The organism is Rhodobacteraceae bacterium M385 (assembly GCA_025141835.1).
GTDB lineage: Bacteria > Pseudomonadota > Alphaproteobacteria > Rhodobacterales > Rhodobacteraceae > Gymnodinialimonas.
Window position 1 is genome coordinate 2,901,192 of record CP081102.1, and the last position, 16,813, is coordinate 2,918,004.

14 protein-coding genes and 1 pseudogene are annotated in these 16,813 nt (G+C 59.5%); 2 read left to right on the forward strand and 13 right to left on the reverse strand.

The window, feature by feature from the left end; all coding sequences use genetic code 11:
• Nucleotides 1-2 precede the first annotated feature (2 nt).
• Nucleotides 3-467 (reverse strand): tripartite tricarboxylate transporter TctB family protein, encoded by a 465-nt coding sequence (locus tag K3728_14120; GenBank protein UWQ97570.1) that lies wholly within the window; start codon nt 465-467, stop codon nt 3-5.
• Between the two features lie 26 nt (nt 468-493).
• Nucleotides 494-1,456 carry a tripartite tricarboxylate transporter substrate binding protein gene (locus K3728_14125; protein UWQ94823.1) on the reverse strand — a complete coding sequence of 321 codons (963 nt, stop codon included), beginning with the start codon at nt 1,454-1,456 and terminating at the stop codon, nt 494-496.
• Nucleotides 1,457-1,629: 173 nt separating this feature from the next.
• Here K3728_14125 and K3728_14130 point away from each other — a divergent pair, with 173 nt between their 5' ends.
• Nucleotides 1,630-2,532: a LysR family transcriptional regulator gene (locus K3728_14130; GenBank protein UWQ94824.1), complete on the forward strand. Its 903-nt coding sequence runs from the start codon at nt 1,630-1,632 to the stop codon at nt 2,530-2,532.
• Nucleotides 2,533-2,643: 111 nt separating this feature from the next.
• A pseudogene (locus K3728_14135) lies at nt 2,644-3,873 on the forward strand (IS3 family transposase).
• A gap of 827 nt (nt 3,874-4,700) precedes the next feature.
• Here the strand turns inward: K3728_14135 and K3728_14140 are convergent.
• The 11 genes from K3728_14140 to nirB all read right to left on the reverse strand — a co-directional run bounded on the left by K3728_14140 (nt 4,701) and on the right by nirB (nt 16,812).
• Nucleotides 4,701-4,973 carry a hypothetical protein gene (locus tag K3728_14140; GenBank protein ID UWQ94825.1) on the reverse strand — a complete coding sequence of 91 codons (273 nt, stop codon included), beginning with the start codon at nt 4,971-4,973 and terminating at the stop codon, nt 4,701-4,703.
• On the reverse strand, nt 4,974-5,927 hold the full coding sequence (locus K3728_14145; GenBank protein ID UWQ94826.1) for a toprim domain-containing protein: 954 nt from the start codon (nt 5,925-5,927) through the stop codon (nt 4,974-4,976).
• A gap of 96 nt (nt 5,928-6,023) precedes the next feature.
• Nucleotides 6,024-6,305 carry a helix-turn-helix domain-containing protein gene (locus K3728_14150; protein UWQ94827.1) on the reverse strand — a complete coding sequence of 94 codons (282 nt, stop codon included), beginning with the start codon at nt 6,303-6,305 and terminating at the stop codon, nt 6,024-6,026.
• Between the two features lie 2 nt (nt 6,306-6,307).
• Nucleotides 6,308-6,484 carry an AlpA family phage regulatory protein gene (locus K3728_14155; GenBank protein UWQ94828.1) on the reverse strand — a complete coding sequence of 59 codons (177 nt, stop codon included), beginning with the start codon at nt 6,482-6,484 and terminating at the stop codon, nt 6,308-6,310.
• A gap of 69 nt (nt 6,485-6,553) precedes the next feature.
• Nucleotides 6,554-7,219, reverse strand: a complete 666-nt coding sequence (locus K3728_14160) for a hypothetical protein (GenBank protein ID UWQ94829.1) — start codon at nt 7,217-7,219, stop codon at nt 6,554-6,556.
• 288 nt (nt 7,220-7,507) lie between these two features.
• Nucleotides 7,508-8,671 (reverse strand): integrase arm-type DNA-binding domain-containing protein, encoded by a 1,164-nt coding sequence (locus K3728_14165; protein ID UWQ94830.1) that lies wholly within the window; start codon nt 8,669-8,671, stop codon nt 7,508-7,510.
• Between the two features lie 366 nt (nt 8,672-9,037).
• Entirely contained in the window at nt 9,038-10,447 is a 1,410-nt protein-coding gene (cysG, locus tag K3728_14170) for a siroheme synthase CysG (GenBank protein UWQ94831.1), read from the reverse strand.
• Nucleotides 10,444-11,415 (reverse strand): glycosyl transferase family protein, encoded by a 972-nt coding sequence (locus tag K3728_14175; protein UWQ94832.1) that lies wholly within the window; start codon nt 11,413-11,415, stop codon nt 10,444-10,446. Before K3728_14175 ends, cysG begins: the two co-directional genes overlap by 4 nt.
• On the reverse strand, nt 11,412-14,051 hold the full coding sequence (locus tag K3728_14180) for a molybdopterin-dependent oxidoreductase (GenBank protein UWQ94833.1): 2,640 nt from the start codon (nt 14,049-14,051) through the stop codon (nt 11,412-11,414). Before K3728_14180 ends, K3728_14175 begins: the two co-directional genes overlap by 4 nt.
• Entirely contained in the window at nt 14,051-14,380 is a 330-nt protein-coding gene (nirD, locus tag K3728_14185) for a nitrite reductase small subunit NirD (GenBank protein ID UWQ94834.1), read from the reverse strand. The genes K3728_14180 and nirD overlap by 1 nt, the downstream gene beginning before the upstream one ends.
• Nucleotides 14,377-16,812 carry a nitrite reductase large subunit NirB gene (gene nirB, locus K3728_14190; protein ID UWQ94835.1) on the reverse strand — a complete coding sequence of 812 codons (2,436 nt, stop codon included), beginning with the start codon at nt 16,810-16,812 and terminating at the stop codon, nt 14,377-14,379. Before nirB ends, nirD begins: the two co-directional genes overlap by 4 nt.
• Nucleotide 16,813: the final 1 nt, after the last annotated feature.

A 16,813-nucleotide genomic window follows, 5' to 3' on the forward strand; every position in this document is an offset into this window, starting at 1 on the left:
CGTTAGTACCCCTGGATCACATCAAGTAAATCGAACCAGCGCCCAAACGGAGGAAACACCCCCAATCCCTCAAAAAAGATGAGGTGGTAGATTGCCGGGCAAAGCACTGCCGCGGCCATCAAGCCGCGCCAGTCACGAACGCCGAACAGGAGCATGGAAAGCGGCGCGACGATTGCAGTGCTTATCAAGTAGCCAACAGCACCAATCAAAAATGCATATACCAACGCCAAAGCTAAAAGGCTCGCGATTACACCGAAGGGATAACTTTTCGGAGTAGTTTGCTGCCGCTCGATGAGACCTTTCGTCAGCTCCACTACGCCTAGCACAAGGATCGCCGCTCCGCTCGCAAGGGGAAATATCCGAGCGCCCCATCCCCCGTCGTACGTTAAGTTGATCTGGAAGCTGGCCATCGTGGTGGCGATGCCGAACACTGTCAGCACCCCCCCCACGATGGAAGTCTGGTTCAACGAGCTTTTTGAAGAAGCCTGCGCTGTCATTGAGACATTGCCGCAATGATAGGGGCAGCGGCATCCCGCATCCGTTCAAGTCGCAAGCGTGCGGCTGCACCATCAAGATAGGCAGGGGTGTTCCCAAGCTCTGCCATCGCGGTCGCGAAATCCGCTTGGCTGGTTATCGTCTCCAGCGCGGCTTCCATGCCTTCACGGATCTCGGGGTCCATGCCGAGCGGCGCAAACACCGTAATTGGTGAGGAGATCAGGGGAACGTCGTAGCCTTGTTCGGCGAATGTGGGAACCTCCGTCGCGATGGCGTCACGGCTATCAGAGACAACGGCAAGAACTCGCAACTCGTTCTCGAAACCTGCACTCTGCTGGATGCCGATCATGCCAAAATCGACCTGACCTCCAATAACCGCCGCACGTGTGGCGCCACCGCCATCGTAGGGCACATCGACGCCCTCCAGACCAGCTGCGTTCATAAAACCCTGCCCCGCAACATGATGGAAGCTACCACGGCCAGTGTGATTCCAACGCAACTCTCCGGGACGTGCACGTGCGTCAGCTGCGAGGTCGTCGATCGTCTGATAGGGGCTGTCCATCGCCACCATTAGCGACGTGGAAAGGTTGCCAATTTGTGCCACCAGTTCGAAGCTGTCGAACGGGTTCACTTCCGTATCTCGCAACATCGTTGACAGTAGAAACGATCCGCCGGACGTCATCATGAACGTCGAGCCGTCTGGTCGTGCACCCGCAGCTTCGATCGCACCCGTAATGCCGGACGAGCCCGGCCGATTGACCACAACGATGGGAACAGAAAGAGCGGTATTTGCGCCCGATGCAAGCGCGCGCGCGAAGCTGTCGGTACCACCACCCGCACCAAACGGCACGATGAGGTTAACAGGGCGTCGTGGCGCCCATTCAGCCATTGCAGCGGTGCCGCTCAATCCGACAAGCGCCGGTGTCGCGAGAGCGATGTTGAGGAATGTTCTACGGTCCATGGTGTGTTCCTTGTTGGGATGTATCGGATTATTTTCCGAGTTGTTATCGGGCCACGTTAACCTACAAAAGTTGTTCTAAAAATTAGAATAATTTGAACTACAGTTCGAATTTTGCAAAGAATTGTGAGCGCCTGTGAACTCCACCCGCGTTGACCTAACGGAAAGCAAGGCCGATGAACCTCAAGAGCCTCCGCGTCTTTGTGAATATTATGGAAGAGGGCACGCTGGCCCAGGCATGTCGAAAGATGAACCTCAGCCAACCCGCCGCTAGCCGTCTGATCCAGATTCTTGAAACCGAATTCGACATTCAGCTTTTTCACCGTGAGCGCAAACGCCTAATCCCCACGGTGGAAGGGGAGGTTTTTTACCCAGAAGCTCTGCGAATTCTCGCTTCGATAGACGATCTGCCCGCTATGTTCCAAGAGATCGCAACAAATGCTTCGCCGCCCTTGCGAGTTATCTGTCACCCCCGCCTAGCAGAAGGGCTGATGGTTCCTGCAATTGCAGAGCTTCTAAAGCGAGACCCAACGATCAAGGTCAAATTGGAGGTGCACCCCCGACGGTACCTCGGCCGGCGGATTCTTCACGGAATGTACGACGTTGGGATCGCCACTTTGCCGCTCCCAGATCGGAACCCGTCACTACGATTTCTTGCGCAGGCAGATATGCAAGTCGTTGTGCCAACCGCTCATCCTTTGGCCCTGAAGCCATGCATAACACCCAAGGATGTTGTTGATATGCCTTATATCGCACTGGAAGAAACGACCAACATGCGAACCTTGCTCGACCGTGAATTGACGAAAGCGGACGCACGGCTTGAAGTAACACACGAAGTATCAATTAGTCGCGCTGCTCTGCGAATGGTCCAAGCAGGGCTCGGGTTCGCGTTCACAGATGCAATCACAGTAACACCTGAGGAAGAGCTAGGGATCGCGATCCGCCCATGGCACCCAAGAGTAACCATCGAATTCGGGTACTTCGTTTCGGATACGAAGCGCCCCCACAAGGCGAGGGATGAATTCGTCGAAATTCTACACGAAGTCTGCTCCGCACGTTCCGAACGATACACCCAATGATGATTACCGAGACACTTGGTAGTTGGGAGGTCATTGGACACCAATATCTTACTGAGGTGCCCCTAGATTTGTAGACGCTTTGCCCCCTAATTTTGAGGCTAGGAGGCCGACATGGGGACAAACAACTACAGCGATGATTTCAAGCGGGACGCGGTCGCGCAGATCACCGAGCGAGGGTATCCGGTTCGAGAGGTCTCGAAGCGTTTGGGCGTCAGCGCGTATTCTCTGTACAAGTGGCTGAAGCTCTACGGCGCGCCTGCGTCCAAGCGCGGCGGGGTTGATCATGAAGCCGAGAACCGGCGTCTGAAGCGCGACTTGGCTCGAGTCACCGAGGAGCGCGATATCTTAAAAAAGGGCGAGGCCTTTGTCCGCCATTGGTCCGAGGACAATGGACGAGCGCGTACTTCGCGCGAGAGTCCCGATGAAGTACGCCTTCATCCGGGCGCACCGCGAGGAGTTCGGCGTCCGGGCCATGTGTCGGATGCTGCGGATCCATGTAAGTGGGTTCTACGCTTGGCTGAGAGAGCCGGTGAGCGCACGGGCGAAGGAGGACGCCAGGCAGACCACGCTGATCCGCGATGCTTGGTCGGACAGCGGTAAGGTCTACGGTTACCGCAAGCTGCACGACGACCTGCGTGATCAAGGCGAGACGTGCTCGCCGAACCGGGTGGCGCGACTGGCGAGCCTTGCTGGGATCGCGGCCCAGATCGGCTATCGGCGCCGTCCCGGACGGTATGGTGGCAAGCCCGCGATCGTTGCTGAGAACAGGCTGGACCGTCAGTTCAAAGTTGATGCGCCCGATCAGACTTGGGTGACCGACATTACCTACATCCGAACGCACGAAGGCTGGTCGTATCTGTCCGTCGTCATCGACCTGTTCTCTCGACGGGTTGTCGGCTGGTCCCCTCTCGGCAGATTGCTTTGCAATCGCCTGCCGGACAGTGGATGCAGCCCCGCATGACGACGGAGTTGGCCCTACAGGCGTTGCTCATGGCCGTCTGGCGTAGGAATCCGACGGACACCGTCCTGGTTCACTCGGATCAGGGCAGCCAGTTCTCGAGTCGCGAATGGCGTACATTCCTGTCGCAGCATGATCTGGAAGCCAGCATGAGCCGACGTGGAAACTGCCATGACAACGCAGTGGCGGAGAGCTTCTTCCAGCTGCTCAAACGGGAACGGATCAGAAGACAGACCTATGTGACCCGAGAGGCCGCGCGGCAGGACGTGTTCGAGTACATCGAGATGTTCTACAACCCAAAGCGCAAGCACACGAACAACGGCATGCTGTCGCCCGTTGACTTCGAAAGAAGACAGCAGAAACTGAGAGAGGCAGGTGTCTAGGAAACTAGGGGCACCTCATACGTTATGGTGCATTTCCAAACCGGCTCACGCGGTTAGCCATGTATTTCCGCAGCGTTTGCAAACTGGAAAGCGTACGCGCGGCAATTTTCGCAAAAGATTGAGGCAGTGCGGTTAGCGAGGGTATCAAGCACTGGCGCTCGCTACTTTTCGTTTAAGGGAGTACTTCGGCAAGGCCTCGCCCGAAGTGACTTGGTTCCGTTCAACCAAACAAAGCAAGCTTCACACAGTTCGATCGCTTGTCCCAGTTTGCTTGGTGGCGCTACCTTCGCGATGATTCCGCAGATCAACCGTAGACAAAGTAGCGGCGAGCCGCTCCGTAGAGAGGAGCATTCGCCTTTCATCAAGCTACACAGATCTTTCCATCCGCTTGAGAATAGCTACAAGCTCTGCATTACGTTGCGCTTGAAGGTCGCGGATTTTACCGCAGATTTTTAGGTACGTCGCCCAATGCATGCCTCTGGGCTTCTCCGGCGGAGTGGCCGTGATCATCAAAGAAGGCGCTCCCAACTTCTTGAAGCACTTCCGGATTTGTAGGGCCTTGCGGTCGTCAGCGGTGGCGGTCTCCATACGATAGCGCAGTTGCCCGCAACTACGGCACATGACGGCTCCGACGACGACGTAGAGGATAGCTTTGCGATCTCGGCACCGAGGACAGAGAAACCAATGCCGGGATCCTCCGAAGTGGCAGGGAGTTCTGACCACATCAACAAACCCCAACCCTGTATCGAATTCGTCGCCAACGATATGCCCGTACGTTCTGGCATCGAAACATACTAAATCTTCACAAATCATTAGGCAATTTCCGCTTACCTATTGCTGAGTCGACGCTCTATTTCTGCAGCAATGGGCGGCCAAGTATGCAGATGTTCTAGAGCTGCAGAAAGATCATAAATGCCAGGTTTGATGCGATAGAACCCGAGCCATGCGGCAGGAAGATCCCGAGCAAAGGGGATGACGCTCGCGTCAAATCCAGCGTGCTCGAAATAGTCAAACAGCTCTGAAGGACGCTGCGCGAACTCGGCATAGATTCCAAGAATGATTTCACGGGCCTCCTCAGAGGCGGATTCAGGGGACGCCATCTAAAGCTCCTCCTTCAACACGTCGTTCCAATCGGTACCAGAGCGCTCAGGGATCTCGATCTCCACGTCGAAACCATCAGACAGAAGTCGTTGCGCTAATGTCTCGGCAGCTCGCTGACCGCAGCCATCGATATCATTGTCCGCAAAGACGGTAACAATCTCCACGCCGACGGGAGGGATGAAACGCTCCATGCCTTGCGACGACAGGGCCGCGAAGGCTGGCATTTCGAACAATGTGCCGGCCGCCAAGCTGGTCTCAATACCCTCGCCGACGCCAATGTAGCGCCCGAACGGTGCCAAAGGCACCGCTCCGCCTTCAGGGATCGGACCTTTCATAACTTTACGCGCGGGTGACACTGGTGCCTTCTTGCCAGAAAGAAGAAATGTCTTGTGAATGCTCCTCAAGCGCCCGTCAGGACTTTTGATGGCCGAAATGAGGGCTGGGAAGACTTTGCGAGCAGAGTAGCGGCAGCACGCCATGAACCGGAGGTAATCTGCCGTGTCGGGAATGTTAAGGCCACGGCTCAGAAGGTACTGACCTGCATCATCTTGCGGAGTAATCTGCCGCCCCATACCCCACAACAGCTCGGCTTTGCTGCCGTCAACGTTCGCGGTTTGCTCCAAGGCGTTGGCGCCCTTTGCTGGTGTCACATGGCGAACGAAATGTGTTTCACCCAAGACGGCGCGCACTTCGTCCGCCGCGCCCCCGAAGTCGACCTTGAGCCAGCGTTTGACGAACTCGACGCCATTGCCGGCACCGCACTGGTTGCAGAAGAACGTGCCGTTACCGCCTTTGTTGTCAAAACGGTAGCGGTCCGTACCACCGCAGAAGGGACAGGGACCGTGAACGTTGCGAAGGAAACTCGGCTCCACCCCGAGTTGAATTAGGATCTGCTCCCAGCGACCCTGAGCGAGAGCCATGATCGGTTGCGGAGCGTTAAAGGGAAAACCCATATTCTCTTTCCTGGTAAGAAATATCCCCGTAGGGGTATGTCCGGGCGGCACTACTGCCGCCCTAAAAAGGGGCGTTTTTTTTGCCGCCCCTAGAGGTTAGTTCAAAAGCGGGAAACCGTAGAGGTTCGAGAGCTGGCGGTTGCTATGAAACCGCTCCTCAATTGTGATTACGCCATTATCACGCAGCGACTTGAGGTGGCGCTGTACAGTGCGACGATCAAGGTTGCTCAATTTTGCAAGCGTTTCCAAAGACGGGTAGCACTTGCCAGTCGATTTATTGCGGTGGTGGGCGAGCGCCAACAGGACCAGGCGTTGGCCCATTTTCAGGTCATGGTGGTTGGCGATCTCGAAGGCCCATTCATTGTGACGAGGGGCCATTCTTATGCCCCTTCGGTCAAATTGGTGAGCGTGCGATCGACTGCGTCTTTGCTCCAGTAGATACGGCGCCCGAGTTTGATCGGCGGGGGCAGGCGGCCGGCTTCCACGTCACGGTAGATTGAGCTGCGGCTACGGCCGCCGAGTTTCGCACTGAGTGCGGAGAGGGTAATATATGTCATAACAACTCCTGTGTTTTCAGAAGTCGCTAGAAGTCATCGTGCTTTTTCGGCAGGTACAAATTTTTTTTGTCACCCGTGAGATTGATTACATTGGTCAGGCGTCACATCGACAATCGCGCCGTTCGCAGTCCGCGTGATCCGAGCAACGTCGAGCTGCGCGGGGATCCGAAGCGGTGCCCAACTAGAGGATTTGTGTGCATCGAAATAGTTGTCTAGATACTGTTCAAACCACCGGGCACGCCTAAGGGTGCTCTCCAAACAAACATTGCAGAGTTCAATGTTTTCGAAGCTCTCAGGCCAGCATTCAGTTGCAGCCAAGATATGCGCATTGGCTCGAAACTCTTTAAATGCTTGCCGAATATTCGTATTAAGACTGGCTACCGGATTGGAGCGCCCATCAGTTCGCATGTGTTCAGCAACACGTTCATAGGCGTTGTTAAGTGCCAGGTGTCCAGCAGTTTCAAGGTAATGTGCAGCTAGCTCAAGCACAACAGCTCCAGCATAAGATCGCCGCAAGCCACCATCGTACAGTAACTGTTTCCGGATAACTCTTGAAGCTTTGCTGGTGGGGTCTGCGGCCTCACTTTGAGTAATCGCCTGCAACGTATTGTGTAACTCGTGCACCGCATCAATGTCGGGAGCCGCCGCTGCCGCGAACAGTAACAGCGATGGGTCATTGATCGGCGCCCCTTTGCGATCAAAAAAGGGAAGGACAACTCCGTTAATAGATTCCATGGTTCTTTATCCTCTCGTGGAAGTTTCATTTATCGCAGAAAGCGAAATGTGGATAATCTCACGGGCTTAGTTGTAGCTGATTGTTGCGAAATTTCTGTAATCGCCCAATGAATGAAGGCTAGGGGTGGCTTGCGGAGAACCCACTGAGAAATTGCACTCTTGCGAGGCCAATTAAGACACTGATAGGAGAGAGTTGACCTAGACAAGAGCTACAGCGCCTATTTGTCTTAGGGCTTACATCATGACGCCGGCCGAGTGCTCTTCATGATAGGGCTCAATTGTTTTCTTTTACCCGTCCACAAAATCCGCCCAGCGCTGCATGACATCTCGGCGTTTCTCTAGGAAGTCTGTTCTTTTGTAGGAGCGCTCCACTTTGCCACCAGTGCTATGAGCAATGCAGGTCTCAGCCACTTCCCATGGGATATCAGCTGCCTCGGAACACCACGTTCTGAAACTGGACCTAAACCCGTGCGGACGTGCTGCCATCCCCCGCCTTTCCATAAGCCGCGACATCGTCGCATCGGAAATGACCCCCTTGCGCGCACTTGGAAACAGAAAGCCATCACGCTCGAAGGCTTTCGCGGTCTCGATCAGCTCCAACGCTTGAGATGACAATGGAACGCGAAAATCTTGCCCAGCGCCCTGTCTTGATTTCATATTCTCAGCGGGCACGATCCAAACGTTATCTGTGATCTGTTCGGTTCGAAGCAGCCTCAGTGGTCTAGACCTCGTACCGACAGTCAAGATCAGGAGTTTGAGGGCTAGATGAGTAATTGTGTCAGGTCCGAGAGAGGCGTAGAAAGCAGGTACCTCTTGCCACGGCAAAAATGGAATATGCGTCACAGTGTGGCGCTGAGCACCCAAAAGGGCACGCGCTTTAGCGACAGCCTGAAGGTCCACGTCCAAGCCCAGAGCTGCGCCATGTTGTAGGCACACGGACAAACGCTCGATTGCTTTCTTGGCGGTAGATGCTTTGGAATGCCAGATGGGCAGAAGAGTGTCGCGAATGTCGCGCTGGTCGATTTCCGCGACAGGGACTTTGCCAAGCTTCGGCAGTACATGAAGTTCGAGCGGGGAAAACCAACGACCAGCTTTCCCGTCACCCTTTAGTTCCGCCTTCCGCGACTCAAAGCAATCCTTGGCGATGTCTTCGAGAGCGTGAAGATTGCGTTCCGCTTCGAGCCGCTGCTTATCGCGTGCTTTGATCGGATCGACGCCCTTCCGAGCTAAGCTCCGCCATTTCTCTGCTTCGCCCCGGGCTTCTTTCAAGGACACATACAGGAGCGAGCCAAGGCCCATTTCTCTGCGCCGACCATAGACAGTTACACGTAAGACCCATTGGCCGCCACCATCGGGGCGTTTGAACAACCAGAGTCCGCCTCCATCCGAGTACTTGCCTGGCGGAGCGGATCGAACGAACGTCGACGTAAGCTTGTTCAGCTGGTGCCCCATTCAATCCACCTTTCTATCCACCTCTATATTTGGTATACCATGAAGTAATGCGAGGCAATATGGAACACATAGAACTGAGCAAGCAATTGTTTTGATTGTCATTTGAATCAACATGACATGATGCGATATGAGAATTCAAGGCGCGCCGCCCGCACCACTTCTTTTTTGCGCTACCGCCCTGCGGGCTACTTGAGCGCGTGCGTCCTTGCGCTACCGCCCTGCGGGCTACTTGAGCGCGTGCGTCCTTGCGCTACCGCCCTGCGGGCTACTTGAGCGCGGAGTGGCTCTTCCAAACAACATTCAAATTTCCAACACTGATGCTGACAACGCACATTTTGCGTCGACACCACCCGCGTCCAAGCAGCCCTACGACACGGCTTGCAAAACCGCCGGTTGCACCGTTTCTGAGGCCACCCGGTCAAGCGTCACAGGCCACCTCACCAGCAAGATCGCGCAGCCCTCGATCCCTTCCGCCCGCATCCGCGCGGGCAATGTCGCGACCGGTTCGCTCAACAACCGCTGAGTGTCTTTCGAGACGTCCACACAGACATCCACTGACGCTTGGGCCGGGAACCCCGCCTCAAGCAAGGCCGCGCAGATGCGGTCCACTTGCCGCACGCCCATATAGATCGCCGTCGTGGTACCGGGGCCCGTGTGGCGGACGCAGTCGGGGAACGGGGCCTCGGCGCTTCCGGTGCCCGTCGCCAACACCAAGGTATCCGACTGCCCCCTTGTGGTCAGGCTCTGCCCCATCGCGGCACCTGCTGCCGAAACGGCGGTGATGCCCGGCACGATCTCCACCGGGACGCCTGCCTTCTCGGCTGCGGCGATTTCCTCTCCGGCGCGGCCAAAGATACCCGGATCGCCGGATTTCAGCCGGATCACTTGCCGCCCCTTCAACGCCTCTGCCACGATCATGCCGTTGATCTGATCCTGTGGCCAGGCGTGAGCCCCCACATGCTTGCCCACAAACACCCGCTCCGCGTCACGGCGGGCCAGCTCCAGCACCTCTGGATCCACAAGGCGATCGTAGAAAATCACGTCGGCCTCCTGCAACCGTTGCACGGCGCGTAGGGTCAGCAAATCCCTTGCCCCCGGCCCCGCGCCCACCAGCGCGATAGAGCCCTTTTGCGCCGCGTCAGGCGCCGCCCCTTTTGCGATGGCATCCTTGATCTGCCGGGCCGCGTCGCGCTCGGCCCCTCGGGTCCAGATGTCGCGAGGCGCGCCTTTGAAAACCCAAGCCCAAAACGCGCGGCGATGGGCCCGCGGGACATGAGCACTGACCGCTGGGCGCAGGCGACCCGCCAACTCTGCCAAACCGCCAATATTGACAGGCAACAATTCCTCCACCCGTGTCTTCACCTCTCGGGCCAAGACAGGCGCGGTCCCTTCGGTTCCGATGGCCACTACTACCGGATCACGGTCCACGATCGACGGGGTCGTGATGTCGCAAAGGTCAGGGCGATCCACCACGTTCACCGGGCAACGTGCCGCCTTGGCCAAGGCGTGCAGCGCGGCGTCCCTTCCGGGGCAACCGGTGGCGATAAACGCCATGGCCGCGCCCTCAAAGGTTTGCACTGTCACCGGCCCCGCGTCATGCTTGGCCCGCGCCGAGGCCACCACCCCCACCAATTCCGCATCCAACTCTGGCGCGGCCAGCACGATTTTGGCGTCGGTCTTCAGGATCAACCTTGCCTTCTGCGCTGCCTGCTCCCCCCCGCCCACAATCACGACACGCCGCCCCGTGGTGCGGAAAAACATCGGAAAACTCTTCATGCGGCGGTCTCCTGTAAGGGGGGGCGGGTTTGCCAAAGGCTCTGGGCCGTTTCCAAAGGCGCGTCCGAGCCGAGGGTTTCCAACGCCAGCGCGGCGGTGCCGATCACGATATCTTCGGCAAAGGCGTCGGTCGCGGCCCCTTCCCAAAGCGAACCCAAGGTGACGCCACCCGCCACTTCCGCCAAACGGCGGGTGTCATGGCGTAACGCGGGCAGTTGCGCGTCCCACGCTTGCCCCTCGCGCAATCCAAAGCCGGTGATCCCCTTGCCGGGGTGACGCTCAAACTCTCCGCCGCCGCCCTTGATGACGCTTAGCGCTTGCCAGCCCAAAGCCTGCGCCGCATCGGCCTGCAACAACCGGTACGAGGGATGGAAAACGCCCTGCACACTGGCCGCCGCCCGGGCCGGGTTCAGCATCCGCGCGACGGTATTGATGCAGGACCGCAGGCCCAACACCGGGCGCAGCGCCAGCAGATGGTGCAGCGCGGGGTGGACGTCTTCTAGCGGTAGATAAACAATCCCCTGCTTTGCCATCGCGGCCTCTGCCGTGTCCGCCGTGGTCGCGGTGACGATCCCGGCGGTGGCCAAATGGGCGCGCACCGCATCGTCGCGCCCGTTCCAGCCGTGCAGCACGACGCGGTATCCCGCCATTGCCACAAGACGGGCGGACAACAGGAACCACGGCAGGCCCCTCGTGCGTCCGGCGGCGTAGCTTGGCCAATCCAGATCGGCCATGGGCAAAGCCGGACAGGTGCATTGTGCAGCGGCGGCAAAGCCTGCGATTTCGCCCGCCGCTTCACCCTTCATCCGCAACAACATCAATAACGCCCCCACGGCTTCCGGCGCGGCGTCGCCCGACAGCATGATCTCCATCGCCGCGAAAGCCTCATCCCGCGTCAGGGACCTGGACCGCCCCGGCCCCCGCCCCAATATGGCCACGTAAGGCGCCAGGTGGGGGGCTGCACTCATTCCGCCGCCTCGCGGTGACGGGCCGCCGGCCGCGCCTGTGTTTGCGCCAAAAGCGCCGCCAGTTCTGGCCTGCATGATCCGCAGTTGGTGCCCGCCTGAAGCGACGCGCCAATGGCCTCCACGCTCAGCAATCCCTGTTCCTCGATCGCGGCGGTTATGGTGTTGATCCCCACCCCGAAACACGCACAAAGCGTCGCGCCGGGATCAAACACATCGGCGGGCGGACGCCCGGTCAGCAAGGTAGCAGAGCGCGCCCCCGGCACCGTCGCCAGATAGTCGCGCATTACTGCCACGGGCTGGGGCGACACGAAAAGCGCCGCGATGGTGCGCCCGTCTTGCTCGAAGGCGAGCCTTGCCGTGCCCCGTGCAGGGTCCAGCATCGAGGTCACTGATGCATGTGGCAGATCGAACAGGCGGCGTGCGGCGGCTTCCCAACCCTCGGGCGTGTCGCGTCCTGCAAGCTCAATCCGCTGCCCTGCGGCGGTTGGGGCCACGGCCCAATAGTCGCAATCGGGGCGCATCGGCGTGGCTGACACTGCGAAGCCGTACCACGCCGCCTCCATCCGCTTGACCGCGACCACCGCCGCCTTGCTTTCGGGCTGGCCTGAAATCGGATCGGTTGCCGCCGTAATCACCGCGTCGATCCGGCCCGTGGGCGCGGTCTCTCCGGTCCAATGGATCGGCGCGAACAGCTGGCCGGGGGCGACGTCAGAGGTGAGGCGAACCCGCAAAATGGCAGTGCCATGGGCCGATGTGACCTCGGCCAGATCGGCGGCGGCAAGGCCAAGGCGCGTGGCATCCTTGGGGTGAATGTCCAGATAAGGCTCAGCCAGATGGCCCGAAAGGCGCGGGCTCAGGCCGGTACGCGTCATGGTGTGCCACTGGTCCCGCACCCGCCCGGTGTTTAGGCGGAACGGATAGGTGTCCGAGGTTTCAGCCGCAGGCGCGCGGGCGCTGACAGGCAGAAGGCGGGCCTTGCCATCTGCGTGATAAAAGCGCCCGTCCGCAAAGAAGCGCCCGCCTTGGCGAGTGGCGCTGATGGGCCAGCGCGTGGGGCTAAGATCGGCGTAGCCCGTGTCATCCAGATCACCAAGGGCCGAGATATCAAAGTCGCGCCCAAACCGCGCGGCGATGCCTGACAGGGCCGCATATTCCCGGAAGATTTCAGACGGAGAGGTGTAATCAAAGGCGGCAGCCCAGCCCATGCGGCGGGCAACATCGGCCAGAATATTCCAATCGGGCCGTGCGTGCCCGGGCGCAGGCAGCACCGCACGTTGGCGGGAGATGGTCCGATCCGAGTTGGTGACGGTGCCGTCTTTCTCGGCCCAGGCGGTGGCGGGCAGTAGCACATCGGCAAGACGGGCGGTATCCGTGGCCCCGGTCACGTCGCTGACGACGACAAAGTCACATCCCGCAATGGCGTCGCGCACGGCGTCGGCCTCGGGCATGGTGACGGCGGGGTTGGTGTGGATGATCCACAGCGCCTTGATCCGCCCCTCGCCCACGGCGCGGAACATGTCCACGGCCTTCAGGCCGGGGGCCTCGGGGATGTGGGGGGCTTGCCAGAAACGACGCACGGCCGCGCGGTGATCAGGGTTTTCCAGATCAAGGTGGCAGGCAAGCATATTGGCCAGACCGCCGACCTCTCGCCCGCCCATGGCGTTGGGCTGGCCGGTGACAGAGAACGGCCCCATACCGGGCTTGCCGATACGGCCCGTGGCGAGATGACAGTTCAGGATCGCGTTGACTTTGTCCGCGCCGCTGGAGGATTGGTTCACCCCTTGGCTGAAGATCGTGACGACCTTTTTGGTGTTGATCCACAGGTTGTAGAACCGCGCCTGCTCCTCCGGGCCCAGGCCCGTCCTCGCCGCGTCATCGGCGCGCGCCGCTTGAAGGGCGTCCTGCAAGCCATTGGTATCACGCAGATATTCCTCATCCAAGGCGCCGGCATCGTCGATGGCGCAGAGCAAGCCGTTGAACAGCGCCACATCGGCGCCGGGGGCCACGGCCAGATGCATCTCGGCGCCGTCACAACTGGCGGTGCGGCGCGGGTCAATCACCACGATCCTTGCGCCAGACGCTTTGACACGCTGGTACAGGACGGGATGGCACCACGCGAGGTTGGAGCCGACCAGCACCACCAAATCGGCCTCGTCCAGATCATCGTAGGTGCCGGGGACCGTGTCCGTGCCGAAGGCGCGTTTGTGGCCCGCCACGGTGGAGGCCATGCAGAGCCTGGAGTTCGTGTCGATATTGGCCGAGCCAATGAACCCCTTCATCAGCTTGTTGGCGACGTAGTAATCCTCCGTCAACAACTGCCCCGACACGTAGAACGCCGCCGCGTCCGGCCCGTGTTTGGCAATCACATCCCTGAACGTGCCCGCCACCTTATCCAGCGCGGTGTCCCATGTGGCCTCAAGCCCGCCCACCATAGGCGTGTTCAACCGCCCGCCAAGCCCCACCGTGTCCCCAAGCGCCGTGCCCTTGGAACAGAGCTTGCCGCGGTTGGCGGGGTGGTCAGGGTCTCCGCGTACCGCCAGCCCTCCCGCCCCGTCGGGGCGCAGCAACACGCCGCACCCGACCCCGCAATAGGGGCAGGTCGATCGGACCTCAGGGGCGGCGCCCGCGCCGTCCATCACGCGGCACTCCGCGCTGCCAAGGCGCGTGCATCCACCAAGATGCGCCCCGCCTCGACCCTCACGGGATAGGTGGCAATGCTGGCGTCCTCTCCTTGAGCCTCTCCGGTGTTCAGATCAAACACCCAATTGTGTAACGGACAGGTCACGGATTGGCCGTGAACAATCCCCTCCGACAACGGCCCCGCCTTGTGTGGGCAGGTGTCAGAGACGGCAAAGACCTCCTCCGGGCCGGTCCGAAAGACGGCGACGCAGCCCATTGCTGTCTTCAACACCCTTGCGCCGCGTTCCGGCACGGCCTCCACGGCTCCGATATCTACCCAGCTCATTCTGCGGCCTCCAATGTAAGATCGGCCAAAGGCTGATAGCGCTCGGCTTGATGTGTGGCATGCTCTGCCCAGGGGTCTTTGCGGTAGATGCTCTGGCTCAACTCGAACGCCACAATCAGGCGCGCTCGTTCAGCCGGATCGGCAATGCGATCCTGCACCCAATCCAACCCCACCTTGGCGATCCATTTGTAGGCGCGATCAAGGTATTTGGCGTTCTCTCGGTACAGCTGCACAAAGGCGATCGTGACATCCAGCGCCTCTTGTTCCGAGGCCACATCGCAAAGCTTTTCCGTCTCTTTCACGTCCATGCCCGCCGCGCCGCCGACGCTGACCTGATAGCCGCTGTCCACGCAGACAATACCCACGTCCTTGCAGGTGGCTTCCGCGCAGTTGCGCGGGCAACCCGACACGCCCAGCTTCACCTTATGGGGCGTCCACGACCCCCACAGCGCCTTTTCCAACTTGATGCCAAGCCCGGTGCTGTCTTGGGTGCCAAAGCGGCAATGGTCCGTGCCGACGCAGGTCTTCACCGTGCGCAACCCCTTGGAATAGGCGTGGCCGCTGACCAGCCCCGCGCGGTTCAGATCCGACCAGATGCCGGGCAAATCCTCGCCCTTCACCCCCAGCAAATCTATGCGCTGACCGCCTGTCACCTTCACCGTGGGGACGTTGTATTTATCGGCAGCATCGGCAATGGCGCGAAGTTCGCTTGGGTTGGTGATCCCGCCCCACATGCGTGGTACAACGCTAAACGTGCCATCCTTCTGGATGTTGGCGTGCTTGCGCTCGTTGATGAACCTGCTTTGCGGGTCGTCTTGGTAGTCCAACGGCCAATCGGCCAGCAGGTAGAAGTTGATCGCCGGACGGCAGACATGGCAGCCGTTGCGCGTTTTCCACCCTAATTCCTGCCACACTGCCTCTTGCGACTTCAGGGGCATCGTCTTGATTAACCGTCGCACATCTTCGTGGGTGTGGTCGGTGCAGCCGCACACGGGCTGCGCCGTGGGCAATTGGAAATCATCGCCCAAGGTGACTTGCAGCAGTTGTTCCACCAATCCCGTGCATGTCCCACACGACGCGCTGGCCTTGGTCGAGGCGCGAACCGCCCCCAAATCCCCTGCCCCGCCAGCGATTGCCTCTACGATTGTGCCTTTGCAAACGCCGTTGCAGCCACAGATTTCCGCATCAAGCGGCAAGGCTGCAACGGCTGAGAGCGGGTCCGAGGTATCGCCCCCCTGATAGGCTGGCCCAAAGATCAAGGTTTCCCGCATCTCGTCGATGTCGGTCCCGTCCTTGATCATCTGGAAGAACCAATTGCCATCGGCGGTATCGCCATACATGACGGCCCCGACCAGCTTGTTGCCCTCGATCACAAGGCGTTTGTAGATGCCACGTGCGGGGTCCCGCAGCACGATATCCTCGCGCCCTTCGCCATCGGCAAAATCGCCCGCGCTGAACAGGTCGCAACCCGTGACTTTCAACTTCGTGGACAGGGATTTCTGCACAAAACGCGCCTCTTGCCCCAGAAGCGATCGGGCCAACACTTTGGCTTGGTCGTAGAGCGGCGCCACAAGGCCGAAGATCGCGCCGTCGTGCTCCACACATTCGCCCACCGCACAGATATCCGCGTCCGAGGTGCCCATCTGGTCATCCACATGAATGCCCCGGCCCACGGCCAATCCCGCCTCTTTCGCCAATGCGACCGACGGGCGAATGCCCACAGCCATGACCAACAGATCACAGGGCAATTCGGTGCCGTCATCCAGCATCAACGCCTTCACATGGCCGTTTTCGCCGGTGATTTCCTTCGAGTTCGCTTGCAGGCAAATCGTAATGCCCTTGTCTTCCAATGACTTGCGCAGAAGGTAGCCTGCGGCCTCGTCCAGCTGCCGCTCCATCAGGTGGCCCATGATGTGAACGACGGTAACCTCAACACCGCGCGCGGCCATGCCGGCGGCAGCTTCAAGGCCCAACAATCCGCCGCCAATCACGACACATTTTTGACCGGCTTGCAGGCCCATCATCCGTTCCGTGTCTTCCAGATCGCGGTAGGCAATGACGCCGTCCAGATCATGGCCCGGCAGTGGGATCATGAAGGGGTCCGACCCGGTGCCGAAGATCAGTTTGTCATAGGAGACGTGGCCATTTTCGCCCACGACGACTTTGGCGTCGCGGTCGATCTCCAGCACGCGTTCGCCGAAGCGGCAGGTGATATCGCGGTCGGCGTACCATGCCTCGTCATGGGTGACGATATCGGTGTAGGCCTGATCGCCCGACAGGACCGGGGACAGCATGATGCGGTTGTAATTGCCGCGCGGCTCTGCATTGAACAGGGTGATGTCAAAGGCATCAGGGGCAGCGTCGGTCAGGTGCTCCAGCACCCGCCCCGAGGCCATGCCCGCCCCAATCACAACGAGTTTTTGCTTGCTCATA